The sequence below is a fragment of the Streptomyces pathocidini genome (genome assembly GCF_001418495.1).
GTDB classification, from domain to species: Bacteria; Actinomycetota; Actinomycetes; order Streptomycetales; family Streptomycetaceae; genus Streptomyces; species Streptomyces pathocidini.
This window is the reverse complement of the sequence record NZ_LIQY01000280.1, coordinates 1-15,451: the sequence shown is the minus strand read 5'-3', so window position 1 is coordinate 15,451 and position 15,451 is coordinate 1. Positions and strand designations below refer to the sequence as shown.

Annotated in this window: 13 protein-coding genes and 2 pseudogenes; 13 read left to right on the top strand and 2 right to left on the bottom strand. The window is 72.4% G+C overall.

Going from position 1 to position 15,451, the window contains the following annotated elements; all coding sequences use genetic code 11:
* From AOK16_RS14945 to AOK16_RS26510, 5 genes and pseudogenes are all read left to right on the top strand, one after another.
* Positions 1-447: type II secretion system F family protein (locus tag AOK16_RS14945; protein ID WP_205627689.1), on the top strand; the 447-nt coding region annotated here is incomplete at its 5' end.
* A 371-nt stretch (positions 448-818) separates the two neighbouring features.
* Complete coding sequence (locus tag AOK16_RS29090) at positions 819-1,247, top strand: type II secretion system F family protein (protein WP_338058487.1); 429 nt, start codon at positions 819-821, stop codon at positions 1,245-1,247.
* Positions 1,248-1,310: 63 nt separating this feature from the next.
* Entirely contained in the window at positions 1,311-1,511 is a 201-nt protein-coding gene (locus AOK16_RS14935; protein ID WP_079101392.1) for a DUF4244 domain-containing protein, read from the top strand.
* Positions 1,498-1,881: a TadE family type IV pilus minor pilin gene (locus tag AOK16_RS14930; RefSeq protein WP_055472742.1), complete on the top strand. Its 384-nt coding sequence runs from the start codon at positions 1,498-1,500 to the stop codon at positions 1,879-1,881. Before AOK16_RS14935 ends, AOK16_RS14930 begins: the two co-directional genes overlap by 14 nt.
* Positions 1,878-2,228 (top strand): annotated as a pseudogene (locus tag AOK16_RS26510) (Rv3654c family TadE-like protein); the annotation flags it as partial. The gene AOK16_RS14930 and the pseudogene AOK16_RS26510, both read left to right, overlap by 4 nt.
* Positions 2,229-2,455: 227 nt before the next feature.
* On the opposite strand, the gene AOK16_RS14925 reads toward AOK16_RS26510, so the two are convergent.
* Positions 2,456-4,942, bottom strand: coding sequence for a DEAD/DEAH box helicase (locus tag AOK16_RS14925; RefSeq protein WP_079101391.1), 2,487 nt, complete (start codon positions 4,940-4,942; stop codon positions 2,456-2,458).
* A gap of 54 nt (positions 4,943-4,996) precedes the next feature.
* Between AOK16_RS14925 and bldG the strand changes: the two genes are divergently transcribed.
* From bldG to AOK16_RS14895, 6 genes are all read left to right on the top strand, one after another.
* Complete coding sequence (gene bldG / locus AOK16_RS14920; RefSeq protein ID WP_055472740.1) at positions 4,997-5,338, top strand: anti-sigma factor antagonist BldG; 342 nt, start codon at positions 4,997-4,999, stop codon at positions 5,336-5,338.
* A 124-nt stretch (positions 5,339-5,462) separates the two neighbouring features.
* Positions 5,463-5,909: an ATP-binding protein gene (locus tag AOK16_RS14915; protein ID WP_055472745.1), complete on the top strand. Its 447-nt coding sequence runs from the start codon at positions 5,463-5,465 to the stop codon at positions 5,907-5,909.
* A 319-nt stretch (positions 5,910-6,228) separates the two neighbouring features.
* Positions 6,229-8,637: a sodium-translocating pyrophosphatase gene (locus tag AOK16_RS14910; protein ID WP_055472739.1), complete on the top strand. Its 2,409-nt coding sequence runs from the start codon at positions 6,229-6,231 to the stop codon at positions 8,635-8,637.
* 124 nt (positions 8,638-8,761) lie between these two features.
* The gene (locus tag AOK16_RS14905) at positions 8,762-9,331 is read left to right on the top strand and encodes a small secreted protein (RefSeq protein ID WP_079101390.1); all 570 of its coding nucleotides are present in this window, start codon (positions 8,762-8,764) and stop codon (positions 9,329-9,331) included.
* Positions 9,332-9,488: 157 nt separating this feature from the next.
* On the top strand, positions 9,489-11,069 hold the full coding sequence (locus AOK16_RS14900; RefSeq protein WP_055472738.1) for a DUF7059 domain-containing protein: 1,581 nt from the start codon (positions 9,489-9,491) through the stop codon (positions 11,067-11,069).
* Positions 11,070-11,114: 45 nt separating this feature from the next.
* Entirely contained in the window at positions 11,115-11,312 is a 198-nt protein-coding gene (locus tag AOK16_RS14895; RefSeq protein ID WP_055472737.1) for a hypothetical protein, read from the top strand.
* A 64-nt stretch (positions 11,313-11,376) separates the two neighbouring features.
* Here AOK16_RS14895 and AOK16_RS14890 read toward each other — a convergent pair whose 3' ends face one another.
* Positions 11,377-11,799: a DUF2752 domain-containing protein gene (locus tag AOK16_RS14890; protein ID WP_055472744.1), complete on the bottom strand. Its 423-nt coding sequence runs from the start codon at positions 11,797-11,799 to the stop codon at positions 11,377-11,379.
* A gap of 248 nt (positions 11,800-12,047) precedes the next feature.
* Here AOK16_RS14890 and topA point away from each other — a divergent pair, with 248 nt between their 5' ends.
* Together topA and AOK16_RS14880 are read left to right on the top strand one after the other, a co-directional pair.
* Positions 12,048-14,897, top strand: a complete 2,850-nt coding sequence (gene topA / locus AOK16_RS14885; protein WP_055472736.1) for a type I DNA topoisomerase — start codon at positions 12,048-12,050, stop codon at positions 14,895-14,897.
* Between the two features lie 148 nt (positions 14,898-15,045).
* Positions 15,046-15,451, top strand: a pseudogene (locus AOK16_RS14880) (dTMP kinase); the annotation flags it as partial.

The window sequence follows — 15,451 nt, the reverse complement described above, 5'->3', positions numbered from 1 at the left end:
GGCGAGGCAGGGACCGTTGTGCTGGCCGCGGCGAGGTTCGGCGGGGATGTGCCGGGGGCGCTGCGGGAGGCGGCGCGGCGGCCGGGCGCGGACGGGCTGCTGGGGGTCGCGGCCTGCTGGCAGGTCGCGGCGGGCGGCGGGGCGGGGCTGGCGGCCGGCCTCGAACGGGTGGCGGCGGCGCTGCGCGCCGAACGGGACCAAGGTGAGGAGTTGCGCTCCCAGTTGGCCGGTACGCGATCCACGGCCGCGCTGCTCGCCCTCCTTCCAGTCTTCGGACTGCTCATGGGCGGCGCCCTGGGTGCCGAACCGCTGCGGGTGCTGTTCCACACCCCGGCGGGCTGGACCTGCCTGGCGGTCGGAGGCCTTCTCGAAGGCGCCGGGCTGTTCTGGACGGCGCGCGTCGTGCGGTCCGCGGTCGGTGAGCGGGGATCGGGGTGGACGACATGAGCGCCGAAGTTGTCCACAGGTTGGGGGTATTAGGGCCGGCCCTGGCGACGCTGGTGTGCGCGGTGGTAGCGGCAGGCGGATTACGGCGGGAGCGGGTGGCCCGGCGTCGGTTGACCTTCCTGCTGGAGGGGCCGGAGCCCGTACGGCCGGACCCGTGGGCGCGGGTGGGTGATCGCCTGGGACGGCTGGGCCGGACCCATGGCGACCGGCTGCGCGGCTGGTGGCCACCGGCGGCTGTGGGGCTCACCGGGGCCGTAGTGGTCGGCGGGTTGGCGGGAGTGACGGTCGGGCTCGCGGCGGCGTACGGCATGAGGAGGTGGTGGGCTGGCCGGGCCGCGTCTCGCGGCCGGGCGGAGCCGGAGGATCCCCGATTGCCACTGGCCGCAGACCTGTTGGCCGCCTGCCTCGCGGCGGGGGCCGGGCCGTGTGAGGCGGCCGCTGCGGTGGGCGGTTCGCTCGGTGGCCCGGCCGGTGACCGGCTGGCACAGGCCGCGGCGGAGCTGCGGCTGGGAGGTGGATCCGCGGATGCCTGGGGCCGGTTGGGCGCTCTTCCAGGAGGCAAGGGGCTGGCCCGCTGCATGGAACGGGCCCACACGACGGGCGTTCCTGCGGTCGAGCCGGTGACCCGCCTCGCGGCGGACCACCGCGCCGAACGGGCGCGGGCGGCCGCGGCCAGGGCGCGCCGCGCCGGGGTGCTGGCCACGGCGCCACTGGGGCTGTGCTTCCTCCCCGCCTTCCTGACGGTCGGCGTGGCACCGGTGTTGATCGGCCTGGCGAGTGGACTGGTGAGGGGGAGCTGAGGGGAGAGCCGGGGCCGGGCCAAGAGGAGATACGGGAAAACAGTGCGAAACAAGGGGGTTGGGATGTTCGGGAAGTTCTGTGTCCGGTGGCGGCAGGCGCTGCGCGGTGCGCGGCGGGAGGCCGGGATGACCACGGCCGAGTACGCGGTGGGAACGGTCGCGGCCTGCGGCTTCGCCGCGGTCCTCTACAAGGTGGTGACCAGCGGGGCGGTTTCGGCGGCACTGGAGTCGGTGATCGGGAAGGCGCTCGGTGCCCAGTTCTGACCGGTGGGGGCGTCGGACGGGCCGGGCGGACGCCGGGTATGTCACGGCCGAGGCGGCCGTGGTGCTGCCGGCGCTGGCGCTGTTCGCGGTCGTGCTGCTCTGGGGGCTGATGGCGGTCGTGGCGCAGATCCAGTGCGTGGATGCCGCGAGAGCCGGGGCGCGGGCCGTCGCGCGGTCCGAGCCGCGGGCGGCCGCGCTGGCCGCGGCCCGCTCGGCCGCCCCACGTGGGGCAGAGGTCACGGTCGGCAGAGAGGGGGACCTGGTACGAGTACGGGTCGAGGCGCCGACGGCGGGTCCGGGGGCCTTGTCGGTGCGGCTCCGGGCGGAGGCCGTGGCGCTCGCGGAGGACAAGGTGGTGGGGGGCCGATGAGGAGAGCTGTCTGTGCGGGACTGGGGGTAGTTCGGGGCGAGGGCCATGCTTGGCGTCGCCCGGAGCGGGCGACGAGCCCGCCGGCGTACGGCTCCGATCGCGGGTCGGTGACCGTCTGGACGGCGGTGCTGGCGACCGCGCTGTGTGCGGTGTTCGCCGCGGTTCTGGGGCTCGGGCAAGCCGTGGTGGCCCGTCACGAGGCGGGTGCGGCAGCGGACTTGGCGGCACTGGCCGCCGCCGACCATACCCTGGAAGGGCGGCTGCCGGCCTGCGCGGCGGCGCGGCGCGTGGCGGCGGCCCAGGGGGCGCGGCTCGTCCGCTGCGCCGTCACCGGTGAGATCGCCGATGTGGTCGCGGAGGGCCGGTCCGGCCCGTTCAGCTCCCGGATCCGCTCTCGCGCGGGCCCGCCTCGGGGACCGGTTCCGTCGGCCCACCCCCACCTCCACCCCGAGACCCGTCCGGCCGGGGAGCCGGTCCGCTCGGCTTGTCCTCGGGCCTGCCCGGGTCTCCGGACGGCCCGGTTTCCCTTCGGGAGTTCGGCTCCCCCTGCGGTCCGCCCACAGGTGAGTGCTCCTCAGCGCTCAATGCCCGCAGGCGAGTCCTCCTCGACGTCCGCGGGCGCCCCCGACAGGAGGGTGGTGAGGAGGCGTACGGCCGCGCGCTTGTTCAGAGGGTCGTTGCCGTTGCCGCACTTGGGGGACTGGATGCAGGACGGGCAGCCGGAGTCGCACTCGCAGGAGGCGATGGCCTCGCGGGTGGCGCGCAGCCAGCGGCGGGCGGTGTGGAAGGCGCGTTCGGCGAAGCCCGCCCCGCCGGGGTGGCCGTCGTACACGAAGACCGTGGGCAGCAGCGTGTCCGGGTGCAGCGGTACGGAGACCCCGCCGATGTCCCAGCGGTCGCAGGTGGCGAACAGCGGCAGCATGCCGATCGAGGCGTGCTCGGCGGCGTGCAGGGCGCCGCCGAGCTGTTCCGGGGCGACCCGGGCGGCGTCCAGCTGGTCCTCGGTGACCGTCCACCACACCGCACGGGTGCGCAGGGTGCGGGGCGGGAGGTCGAGCTTGGTCTCGCCCAGGACCTCGCCCGTGATCAGTTTCCGGCGGAGGAAGGAGACGACCTGGTTGGTGACCTCGACCGAGCCGAAGCACAGGCGGGAGTCGCCCCACGGGATCGCGGTGGTGGTCTCCAGGACGGAGATCGCGGTGGTGTCGCGGGCGGTGGTGGAGTACGGGGGGTTCGCCTCCTCGACCAAGGCCACGCAGTCCTTGAGGTCCAGGTCCTTCACCAGGTAGCTGCGGCCCTGGTGGAGGTGGACCGCGCCCTCGTGGACCGCGGTGTGGGCGGCCGAGGCGTCCACGGTGCCCAGCAGCCGCCCGGTCCCTGCCTCGACGACCTGGACGGGGGTGCCGCCCTCCCCGCGGATGTCGGTGAGGTCCGCGGCCCGCTCGCGGCGCGGCCAGTGCCAGGCGACCGCTCCACCGGCCGTACGGCGGCGCAGCAGCCGGCGCTGTTCGAGCTGGGGTATGAGCTCGTGGGTCGCTGGCCCGAAGAGGTCGAGATCCGCCTCGGTGAGCGGGAGTTCGGAGGCGGCGGCGCACAGATGGGGGGCGAGGACGTACGGGTTGTCGGGGTCGAGGACGGTGGATTCCACGGGGCGGCGGAACAGCGCGTCGGGGTGGTGCACGAGGTAGGTATCCAGCGGGTCGTCGCGGGCCACCAGCACGGCGAGCGCGCCCTGCCCGGCGCGCCCCGCCCGCCCGACCTGCTGCCACAGGGACGCGCGCGTGCCCGGGTATCCGGCGAGCAGTACGGCGTCGAGCCCGGAGACGTCGACGCCCAGCTCCAGGGCCGTGGTGGCGGCAAGGCCCAGGAGCTCGCCCGAGTGGAGGGCGCGTTCCAGGGCGCGGCGCTCGCTGGGGAGGTAGCCGCCGCGGTAGGCGGCGACCCGCCCCGGCAGCGAGCGGTCCACGGCGGCCAGCCGCTCCTGGGCGATCAGGGCGATCAGCTCGGCGCCGCGCCGGGAGCGGACGAAGGCGACCGAGCGGACGCCCTGGACGGCGAGGCCGGTGAGCAGGTCCGCGGTCTCGGCCGTGGCCGTGCGGCGGACCGGCGCGCCCTGTTCGCCGTGGAGCTCGGTCAGCGGCGGCTCCCAGAGCGCGAAGACCAGTTCGCCGCGGGGCGAGGCGTCGTCGGTGATCTCGGTGACGGGCAGGCCGGTGAGCCGGGTCGCGGCGCGGGCGGGGTCGGCGGCCGTGGCGGAGGCGAGCAGGAAGACCGGCTCGGAGCCGTAGCGGGCGCAGATCCGGCGCAGTCTGCGCAGCACCTGCGCCACGTGAGAGCCGAAGACGCCGCGGTAGGTGTGGCACTCGTCGACCACGACGTACCGCAGGGCGCGCAGGAAGGAGGACCAGCGGGGGTGGGCTGGGAGGACGCTCCGGTGCAGCATGTCGGGGTTGGTGAGCACGTAGTTCGCGTATTGGCGCACCCACTCGCGCTCCTCGACCGGGGTGTCGCCGTCGTACACCGCGGGCCGCACGGCGCTGCCCAGTGGGGTGGCCAGTTCGGCGACGGCGCGCCGCTGGTCGGCGGCGAGGGCCTTGGTCGGTGCGAGGTAGAGGGCGGTGGCACCGCGCCCGTTGGGGGCCTCGGAGCCGTCGAGCAGGGTGCTGAGGACCGGGGTGAGGTAGGCCAGGGACTTGCCGGAGGCCGTACCCGTCGCGACGACCACGGATTCTCCGTGCAGCGCGTGCTCGACGGTACGCGCCTGGTGCTCCCAGGGGCGGTCGATTCCGGCGTGCTCGACGGCCGCGACGATCTCCTTGCGGATCTCCGTCGGCCAGTCCGCATGACGGCCCGCACGCGGGGGCAAGTGCTCCGTATGAGTGATGCGCACAGCCCGGTCCGCCCCAGCTGCGAGCCGGTCCAGGACGGAGCGGGGGGAGGGGCTCACGCCCGCGCCACGCGGGAGTTGGTTGTTGGCCATCGGCACCGAGTGTGTCACTGGCGTGACGGACAATGGAGTCAAGGCGTCGTGCGCGCCTGCTGGTAAGTGATTGAATGCCATCGCGGCTGCCGATCCATGGGGGGCGACCGCTCGATGCAAGGTGCTGGAGGATCCGTGGACCTGTCCCTTTCGACCCGGACTGTTGGCGACCGTACGGTCGTCGAGGTCGGTGGCGAGATTGATGTATACACCGCGCCCAAGCTGCGCGAGCAGCTGGTCGAGCTTGTCAACGACGGCAGTTACCACCTCGTCGTGGACATGGAGGGCGTCGACTTCCTCGACTCCACCGGGCTCGGCGTGCTGGTCGGCGGACTGAAGCGGGTGCGTGCCCACGAGGGCTCGCTCCGGCTGGTCTGCAACCAGGAGCGCATTCTCAAGATCTTCCGTATCACGGGCCTGACCAAGGTGTTCCCGATCCACACCTCGGTCGACGACGCCGTCGCGGCCACCGACTGACGGCGTTTCCGCACGGAAGTACCGGGGGGTACCGGGCTGTGGGGCCCGGCCCCCTGATCTGTACACGCCGACACGCGCTCCGTATGCGCGTGTCTGTACAACGAGCATGATCGAGGGGGATGGCATGGCCACCGTCGAGCTGCTGTTCAGCGCTCTGCCCGAGCACGTCAGGACCGCCCGTCTGGTGGCGGCCGCCGTGGCGCGCCGGGCGGGGGTCGACGAGACCGTGCTGGACGAGGTGCGCCTGGCCGTCGGTGAGGCCTGCACTCGGGCGGTGAGCCTGCACCAGAGCAACGCCGTGTCGGCGCCGGTCAAGGTCGTCCTGATCGAGGACGAGAAGAAGTTCTCCATTGAGGTGGGGGACGAGGCGCCGCACGCCCCCCTCTCGGGCCCGGTGCCCGGTGCCCACGCGGCTGGGGAGTCCGCCGAGGAGCCGGGAATCGAGGAGGAGGACGAGATGGGGCTCGCGGTCATCAGCGGGCTCGTCGACGACGTCGAGGTGACCGCCGGGGAGTCCGGCGGCCTCATCCGTATGAGCTGGCCGATCATCCCCGCGCCCGCGCTGCCGTAACGATCCACCTCCAGGCCCGGCCTGGCCCCTGCCCCGTGATCACTTCACGGGGCATTTTCATTGATCATCGTTATGGCGTCAGTGAATTGAGCGCAGTCCTTCATCCGGGCGAAAATCTCCGGCCGCTCCTAATTGATCTTCGCTGGTACCCGGCGGATCCGGCCGAATTCCCCTTCAGGCGCACTTTTTTGATCAGCCGTCACTCCCTACAATCCGTCCACATCTTGAGCTCAGGACGCCTGAGCGTGGCGGCTGTTCTTGTCGCAAGGAATCAAGGACTGGCTGCGCGCGCCCATGTGCCAAACGTCAAGGAGGACGAATGGCGGGGCCTCTTACCCCACTGCAGGAACACCCCTCAACTCTCGCAGCCGCCGTACTGACCAGTGGCAACCGCGCGATCGTGCTGGCCATCGCGGCGGTCGCGGTCGCGGCCCTCGTCGTCGCCGTGGTGCTGGTACGCCAGGTACTCGCCGCGGGCGAGGGCACCGACTCCATGAAAAAGATCGCGGCGGCGGTGCAGGAAGGCGCCAACGCCTATCTGGCCCGGCAGTTGCGCACCCTCGGCGTCTTCGCCGTGGTGGTGTTCTTCCTGCTCATGCTGCTTCCGGCGGACGACTGGACGCAGCGCGCCGGACGTTCGGCGTTCTTCCTGATCGGCGCGGCCTTTTCCGCTGCCACCGGCTATATCGGCATGTGGCTCGCGGTGCGCAGCAATGTGCGCGTGGCCGCGGCGGCCCGCGAGGCGACCCCGGCCGAGGGCGAGCCCGCCAAGGACCTCACGGATGTCTCCCACAAGGCGATGAAGATCGCGTTCCGTACGGGCGGTGTCGTCGGGATGTTCACCGTCGGCCTCGGCCTGCTGGGCGCTTCCTGCGTCGTGCTGGTCTATGCGGCCGACGCCCCCAAGGTGCTTGAGGGGTTCGGCCTCGGCGCCGCGCTGATCGCGATGTTCATGAGGGTCGGCGGCGGCATCTTCACCAAGGCCGCGGACGTGGGTGCCGACCTCGTCGGCAAGGTCGAGCAGGGCATCCCGGAGGACGACCCGCGCAACGCCGCCACCATCGCGGACAACGTGGGCGACAACGTCGGCGACTGCGCCGGCATGGCGGCCGACCTCTTCGAGTCGTACGCGGTGACGCTGGTCGCCGCGCTGATCCTCGGCAAGGTCGCCTTCGGCGACTCCGGGCTCGCCTTCCCGCTGCTGGTTCCGGCGATCGGCGTGGTCACCGCGATGATCGGCATCTTCGCGGTCGCCCCGCGGCGGGCCGACCGCAGCGGCATGACGGCGATCAACCGCGGCTTCTTCATCTCCGCGCTGATCTCGCTCGTCCTGGTCGCGGCGGCCGTCTACGCGTATCTCCCCTCCTCCTACGCCGACTTGGCGGGCGTCACCGACTCCGCCATCGCGGGCCACGACGGCGACCCCCGGGTCCTCGCGCTGGTCGCGGTGGCGATCGGCATCGTGCTGGCCGCGCTGATCCAGCAGCTCACGGGCTACTTCACCGAGACGACCCGGCGCCCCGTACGGGATGTCGGCAAGACCTCGCTGACCGGGCCCGCGACCGTCGTGCTGTCCGGCATCTCCCTGGGCCTGGAGTCGGCGGTCTATTCAGCGGTGCTCATCGGGCTCAGCGTCTACGGCGCGTTCCTGCTCGGCGGCACCTCGATCATGCTGGCGCTGTTCGCGGTCGCCCTGGCGGGCACCGGTCTGCTGACCACGGTCGGGGTCATCGTCGCGATGGACACCTTCGGGCCGGTCTCCGACAACGCGCAGGGCATCGCCGAGATGTCCGGCGATGTCCAGGGCGCCGGCGCGCAGGTGCTCACCGATCTGGACGCGGTGGGCAACACCACCAAGGCGATCACCAAGGGCATTGCCATCGCCACGGCCGTGCTGGCCGCGGCGGCGCTGTTCGGCTCGTACCGGGACGCGATCGCCACGGCGGTCGCGGAAGTGGACGCCAAGACCGGTGAGTTGGGCCTGAGCCTGGACATCTCGCAGCCGAACAACCTGGTCGGGCTCGTGCTCGGCGCGGCCGTGGTGTTCCTCTTCTCCGGTCTGGCCATCAACGCCGTGTCCCGCTCCGCCGGTTCGGTCGTCTACGAGGTGCGGCGGCAGTTCCGCGAGAAGCCCGGGATCATGGACTTCTCGGAGAAGCCGGAGTACGGGCGCGTCGTCGACATCTGCACCAAGGACGCGCTGCGCGAGCTGGCCACCCCCGGTCTGCTCGCCGTACTGGCCCCGATCGCCGTCGGGTTCACGCTCGGCGTCGGCGCCCTCGGGGCGTACCTCGCGGGCGCGATCGGCACCGGCACACTGATGGCCGTCTTCCTGGCCAACTCGGGCGGTGCCTGGGACAACGCGAAGAAGCTGGTCGAGGACGGGCACCACGGCGGCAAGGGCAGCGAGGCCCACGCCGCGACCGTCATCGGCGACACCGTCGGCGACCCGTTCAAGGACACCGCGGGCCCCGCGATCAACCCGCTGCTCAAGGTGATGAACCTGGTGGCGCTGCTGATCGCCCCGGCAATCGTGAAGTTCTCGTACGGGGACAACGCGAGCACCGGTGTACGGGTGGTCGTGGCGGTCGTCGCCCTCGCGATCGTCGTGGGCGCGGTCTACGTCTCCAAGCGGCGCGGAATCGTCGTGGGTGACGAAGGCAACGCCGACGACCGGATCGCCAAGCAGAGCTCGGATCCGGCCTCGGATCCGGCGGTTGTGTCCTGATTTAGCGGTCCATTCCGGACAGTCTTTAGGCCGTTCGGGCGGCGGGGCGGGCGGTGCGCCATGGCGCGAACCGCCCGCCTCGCCGTGTATGTTCCGGGGCCGTGACCCACGGAAGGGACCGATCTTGAACAAGAAGCTTGTGGCCGCACTGTCCGGCGGTGCGGCGCTGATCCTGGCGCTGTCCGGCTGCGGCGACGACGACAGCAAGGTCGACGACTACGCCAAGAAGGTCTGCGACCAGGTCCAGCCTCAGCTGAAGAAGATCACCGAAGCCAACGAGTCGATCACCTCGACCGCGGCGGACGGCAAGCCCGAGGACATCAAGAAGGCGGACTCGGCGGCCTTCCAGCAGATCTCCGGCGCATACGCCGCGATGTCCGACGCGGTGGAGAAGGCCGGTGTGCCGCCGGTCGGCGACGGCGAGCGGATCCAGAAGGACGCGGTCAAGGAGCTCGACGCGACCGCCACGGCGTACGCGGACCTGAAGACCTCTGTTGACAAGCTCGACACCAAGGACCAGGCCGCGTTCGCGGAGGGCCTGAAGGGCATCGCCGGGGACCTCGACAAGGTCAACAAGGTCGGCGACGACGCCATCAGGAAGCTGCAGTCGGGTGAGATCGGCAAGGCGATGGCCAAGCAGTCCGGCTGCCAGCGGCCCACCACCTCGCCCTCGCCGACGGCCACCAAGGGCTGAACGGCCACCAAGGGCTGAACGGCCGCCGAGGGCTGAGCGGGCGCGCCAGGACTGAGCGGCCGCGGAGGACTGAGCGGGACGCCGACCCGGGCCCGGCTCTGGCGGGGCGCGCCCCCCGGAGCCGGGCCTTGTCGCGCAGAGGCCCGACAATGATCCGGTGAGCAACCACGACCTCCCCACCCCCGACGCCGACCGCACCTCCCGACTGCGCGACGCGCTGCTCGTCGCCGCCTTCACCGCGGACGGGCTGCTGGAACTGCTCGGCGCGCCCGCGTACGCCGCGCTCGCGCGCGGCGAGACCGTACCCGCGCTGCGCGCGACCCGCGGCGACGCGCCGCTGGAGACGCTGGTCCGGCTGTTCCTGCTGCAGACCCCGGTGCCTGTCGATCGGGCGCGGGCGGCGCTGCCCGTCGAGGACTGCGTGTCCGGCGGCTGGCTGGTGCGCCACGGCGACGAGGTACGGGCGACCGTGGACGTGCGCCCGTACGGCGGGCCCGAGGGGCAGGACTGGTGGATCGTCTCCGACCTGGGCTGCGCGGTCGGCGGCGCCGGGGGCATCGGGACGGCCGGGGCCGAAGCCGCGGACGTGACCGGAGTCGACCGCTCGCGGCTCGTACTCGGCGTCGGCGGCGCGTCCACGACGCTGGCCGGCCTCACGGTCCGCACCCCGGTCGGCCGTGCGCTCGACCTCGGCACCGGCTCCGGCATCCAGGCGCTGCACGCCAGCCGGCACGTCACCCGGGTCACCGCCACCGACGTCAACCAGCGGGCCCTGGGCTTCGCCGGGCTGACCCTGGCGCTCTCCGGCGCACCCGCGGCCGACCTGCGCGAGGGCTCGCTGTTCGAACCGATCGGGGCGGACGAGACCTACGACTTGATCGTCTCCAACCCGCCGTTCGTGATCTCGCCGGGTGCCCGACTCACCTACCGCGACGGCGGGATGGGCGGCGACGACCTGTGCCGCACGCTCGTACAGAAGGCGGCCTCCCATCTGGCCGACGGCGGCTACCTCCAGCTGCTGGCCAACTGGCAGCACGTCGAGGGCGAGGACTGGCGTGAGCGGCTCTCCTCCTGGGTGCCGGCCGGCTGCGACGCCTGGATCGTGCAGCGCGAGGTGCAGGACGTCGCGCAGTACGCGGAGCTGTGGCTGCGGGACGCGGGCGACCACCGCGCCTCCCCGGCCGAGTACGCGGCCCGGTACGACGCGTGGCTCGAGGAGTTCGCGGCCCGCCGCACCAAGGCCGTCGGCCTCGGCTGGATCACGCTCCGCAAGTCCGGCACCGCCCGCCCCTCGGTGATCGCCGAGGAGTGGCCGCACCCGGTCGAGCAGCCGCTCGGCGAGACCGTACGGGCCCACTTCGAGCGGCAGGACTTCCTGCGCGCCACCGACGACGCGGCGCTGCTGGAGTCCCGCTTCCGGCTGGCCGACGAGGTGCTCCAGGAGCAGGTGGGGCTGCCGGGCGCCGAGGACCCGGAGCATGTGGTGCTCCGTCAGAACCGGGGCATGCGGCGGGCGACCAAGGTGGACACGGTCGGGGCGGGCTTCGCGGGCGTCTGCGACGGCACCCTGAGCGCGGGCCGCATCCTCGACGCGATCGCCCAACTCCTCGGCGAGGACCAGGTCGTGCTGCGCGACCGCACGCCGGAGTCGATCCGGCTGCTGGTGGAACAGGGCTTCCTGGAGCCGGTGTCGGAGCGCGGCCGTGAGGACGGCGACTCCACCGACAGCCGCGGTTAACCCGGGGTTTGCCTGCACTCCGCCCGGCCGTGCCATCCTCCCGCCATGGAGAGTGGACCAGCGATCTTCGCCGGCGCGGCGTTCGCCCTGTTCGGGGCCGCGTTGCTGCTGTGGACGGGCACCCGCGTGTGGCAGCGCCGGCCGGTGGCGCACGGCGCCTCCACCCCGGTCGCGGCCACGCTGACCGCGACCTTCGGGCTGGCCTTCGCGGGTGCGGGGGTCTGGCTGCTGCTGACGGGCTGAAAGCCGCCGCGATCGGGGCGGGGCGCGCGCGACGGTCATCGGGGCGGGGTGCGCGCGGGGGTCGTCAGAGCAGGTTGCGCACCACGGCCCAGACCAGCGCCGTACCCAGCACGGCGGCCGTGGCGCGCGGGCCGAGGGCCACGCGGTACCGCCGCCCGCGCAGCCCCGCCCACAGGAACCGGCCGAAGAAGTACGCCGCGGCCGGCACGCCCAGCCCCAGCAGCACCGCGTTGTCCTGGAACGCGGCGCCCAGGTCACCGTGGAGCAGGTCGTACGCCATGCGCGTGGCGCCGCAGGCCGGGCAGAGGAGGCCGGTCGCCCAGTTGAAGGGGCAGCGCGGCAGGAAATGGCCGGATTCATGCGGGTCCCGGTCCCACAGATAGGTCGCCCCCGCGCCCCCGGCCGCCAGCAGCGCGAGCGGCGGCAGCGCCGGATGGGCCGCCCGGCGTGACGTTTGTCCCGGGCGGGCCGGTGGGCGGTCGGTCATGCGGCGGCCCCCGAGGCGCATGGCAGGTGTACGAATCCGGACCCTGCGGGGCGCCGGGCCCGCCACATCCTGCCAGCCGTGCCCTGGGACGTTCCGGTCCGGGCGGCAAACAGGACGCTTGTCGGGTTACCGTTCGAGTGGCGTTGCGGGCTTTTCCCGTTTGACACGGGACCGGGAGGTACCGTCACACTCCGCAGCGTCGGCACAGTGCCGATACCACCTGGCCTCGACCGGAGAGAAGAGCGAAGTTGTCCCCGACCAGCGATACCGCGAACGGCGGCCGCCGACTCGTCATCGTCGAGTCGCCCGCCAAGGCGAAGACGATCAAGGGTTATCTCGGCCCGGGATACGTCGTCGAGGCGAGCGTCGGGCACATCCGCGACCTGCCCAACGGGGCGGCCGAGGTCCCCGCCAAGTACAAGGGCGAGCCCTGGGCGCGCCTGGGCGTCAACGTGGATCAGGACTTCGAGCCGATCTACGTGGTCAACGCCGACAAGAAGAGCCAGGTCAGCAAGCTCAAGGAACTCCTCGCCGAGTCCGACGAACTCCTCCTCGCCACCGATGAGGACCGCGAGGGCGAGGCCATCGCCTGGCACCTCCAAGAGGTGCTCAAGCCCAAGGTCCCGGTCCGCCGGATGGTCTTCCACGAGATCACCAAGTCCGCGATCCAGGACGCGGTGAACAACCCGCGCGACCTCAACCAGCGCCTCGTCGACGCCCAGGAGACCCGCCGCATCCTCGACCGCCTCTACGGCTACGAGGTCTCGCCGGTGCTGTGGAAGAAGGTCATGCCGCGGCTGTCGGCGGGCCGCGTGCAGTCCGTGGCGACCCGGCTCGTCGTCGAGCGGGAGCGCGAGCGCATCGCGTTCCGCTCCGCCGAGTACTGGGACCTGACCGGCACCTTCGCCACCGGCCGCGCCGGTGACGCGAGCGACCCGGGCACCTTCACCGCCCGCCTCAACACCGTGGACGGCCGCCGCGTCGCCCAGGGCCGCGACTTCGGCGCGAACGGGCAGCTCAAGGAGGGCTCCCAGGTCCTGCACCTGGATGAGGCGAACGCCCGCGCGCTGGCCGCCGCCCTCCAGGACACCGCCTTCTCCGTGCGGTCGGTGGAGTCCAAGCCGTACCGCCGCTCCCCGTACGCCCCGTTCCGTACGACCACCCTCCAGCAGGAGGCCTCGCGCAAGCTCGGCTTCGGCGCCAAGGCGACGATGCAGGTCGCGCAGAAGCTGTACGAGAACGGCTTCATCACCTATATGCGTACGGACTCCACGACGCTGTCCGACACGGCCGTCGCGGCTGCCCGCGCGCAGGTCACGCAGTTGTACGGCGCCGACTACCTGCCGGACAAGCCGCGCATCTACGCGGGCAAGGTCAAGAACGCGCAGGAGGCGCACGAGGCGATCCGCCCCTCCGGCGACCGCTTCCGCACCCCGGCCGAAACCGGCCTGACCGGCGACCAGTTCCGGCTCTACGAGCTCATCTGGAAGCGGACCGTCGCCTCTCAGATGAAGGACGCGGTCGGTCAGTCCGTGACCGTCAAGGTCGGCGGCAGCTCCAGTGACGGCCGGGACGCCGAGTTCACCGCCTCCGGCAAGATCATTACTTTCCACGGCTTCATGAAGGCCTATGTCGAGGGCGCCGACGACCCCAACGCCGAGCTCGACGACCGCGAGCGCCGGCTGCCGCAGGTCGGCGAGGGCGACCCGCTGACCGCCGAGGAGATCACCGCCGACGGCCACGCGACCAAGCCCCCGGCCCGCTACACCGAGGCCTCGCTGGTCAAGGAGCTGGAGGAGCGGGAGATCGGCCGCCCGTCGACGTACGCGTCGATCATCGGCACCATCCTCGACCGCGGCTACGTCTTCAAGAAGGGCACCGCCCTCGTACCCTCCTTCCTCTCCTTCGCCGTCGTCGGCCTGCTGGAGAAGCACTTCGGCCGCCTCGTCGACTACGACTTCACGGCCCGCATGGAGGACGACCTCGACCGCATCGCCCGCGGCGAGGCCCAGGCCGTGCCGTGGCTGCGCCGCTTCTACTTCGGCTCCGACGAGGCCGCGGCGGGCACGGCCGCCGAAGCCGGGAACGGCGACGGCGACCACCTCGGCGGCCTGAAGGAACTGGTCACCGACCTGGGCGCGATCGACGCCCGCGAGGTGTCCTCCTTCCCCGTCGGCGACGGCATCGTGCTGCGCGTCGGCCGCTACGGCCCCTACGTCGAGGCCCCGTCCGAGACCGAGGGCGAGCCCGGCCGGCGCGCCGACGTGCCCGACGACCTGCCGCCGGACGAGCTGACGGCCGAGCTGGCCAAGGAGCTGCTGGACAAGCCGAGCGGCGAGCGCCCGCTGGGCACCGACCCGGAGACCGGGCGGCCGATCGTGGCCAAGGACGGCCGGTACGGCCCGTACGTCACCGAGATCCTGCCCGAGGACACGCCGAAGACCGGCAAGAACGCGGTCAAGCCGCGCACCGCCTCGCTGTTCAAGACGATGTCCCTGGACACCGTGACGCTGGAGGACGCGCTCAGGCTGATGTCGCTGCCGCGCGTCGTCGGCGCCGACCCCGAGGGCGTGGAGATCACCGCGCAGAACGGCCGCTACGGCCCGTACCTGAAGAAGGGGACGGACTCGCGCTCGCTGGAGAGCGAGGACCAGCTGTTCTCCATCACCCTCGACGAGGCTCTCGCCATCTACGCGCAGCCCAAGCAGCGCGGCCGGGCCGCGGCCAAGCCGCCGCTGAAGGAGCTGGGCACCGACCCGGTCAGCGAGCGCCCGGTAGTCGTCAAGGACGGCCGCTTCGGCCCGTACGTGACGGACGGCGAGACCAACGCCACGCTGCGGCGGGACGACGACGTCGAGACGATCACGCCGGAGCGCGGGTACGAGCTGCTGGCCGAGAAGCGCGCCAAGGGCCCGGCCAAGAAGACGGCGGCCAAGAAGGCGCCCGCGAAGAAGGCGCCCGCGAAGAAGGCGGTGGCCAAGAAGGCACCGGCGAAGAAGGCCGCGGCCAAGAAGACGACCGCGAAGAAGACGGCGTCCGCGACCGCTGCGGCGAAGAAGACGGCGGCCACGGCGAAGGCCGCTTCGGACGAGGGCTGATTCCCGGGTGAACCGGAGCGGATGCGTCCGATCCGGTTCCGCCCCCGTCTGGGGACAGCGTCCGCTCCGGTTCCGCTCCCGCCCGGGCACAGCCCATCACCTGTGGACAGCCCGACAGGGACTCGCCCAGTCCGGCTAGGCTGGCCGGATGACGCGATCCGAGCAGCCAACGGACGTGGCGGCCACTTCCGACGCCCTTGCCGCAGATTCCCGCGAGCGCGCCGTACGGGCGCTGCTGCGCTTCCCCCCGCTCAGGCGGCTGTGGAGCGCCCAGCTCGTCGGCGGCATCGGTGACGCCCTCGCCCTGCTGGTCCTTCTGCTGCTGTCGTTCCAAGCCGCCCTGGACGAGGGGTCGTTCGGGGGCGGCTACCGCGGCGCGGCCTTCGCTGTCGCGGCGGTGCTCGGGGCGCGGGTGGCGGCCACCGTCCTGTTCGGCGCCGTCCTGCTCGGCCCGCTCGCCTCGCTGACGGCGGGGGAGAAGGCGCCGCTCGACCGGCGCTGGACCATGATCGGAGCCGACGGGGTGCGGATAGCGCTCCTCGTCGTCGCCCCGC

Bases quoted from the DNA above. Each gene is read 5' to 3' on its own strand.
- AOK16_RS14935 (WP_079101392.1), top strand. From the start codon at position 1,311: ATGTTCGGGAAGTTCTGTGTCCGGTGGCGGCAGGCGCTGCGCGGTGCG.
- AOK16_RS14925 (WP_079101391.1), bottom strand. From the start codon at position 4,942: ATGGCATTCAATCACTTACCAGCAGGCGCGCACGACGCCTTGACTCCA.
- AOK16_RS14915 (WP_055472745.1), top strand. From the start codon at position 5,463: ATGGCCACCGTCGAGCTGCTGTTCAGCGCTCTGCCCGAGCACGTCAGG.
- AOK16_RS14910 (WP_055472739.1), top strand. From the start codon at position 6,229: ATGGCGGGGCCTCTTACCCCACTGCAGGAACACCCCTCAACTCTCGCA.
- AOK16_RS14895 (WP_055472737.1), top strand. From the start codon at position 11,115: ATGGAGAGTGGACCAGCGATCTTCGCCGGCGCGGCGTTCGCCCTGTTC.
- AOK16_RS14890 (WP_055472744.1), bottom strand. From the start codon at position 11,799: ATGACCGACCGCCCACCGGCCCGCCCGGGACAAACGTCACGCCGGGCG.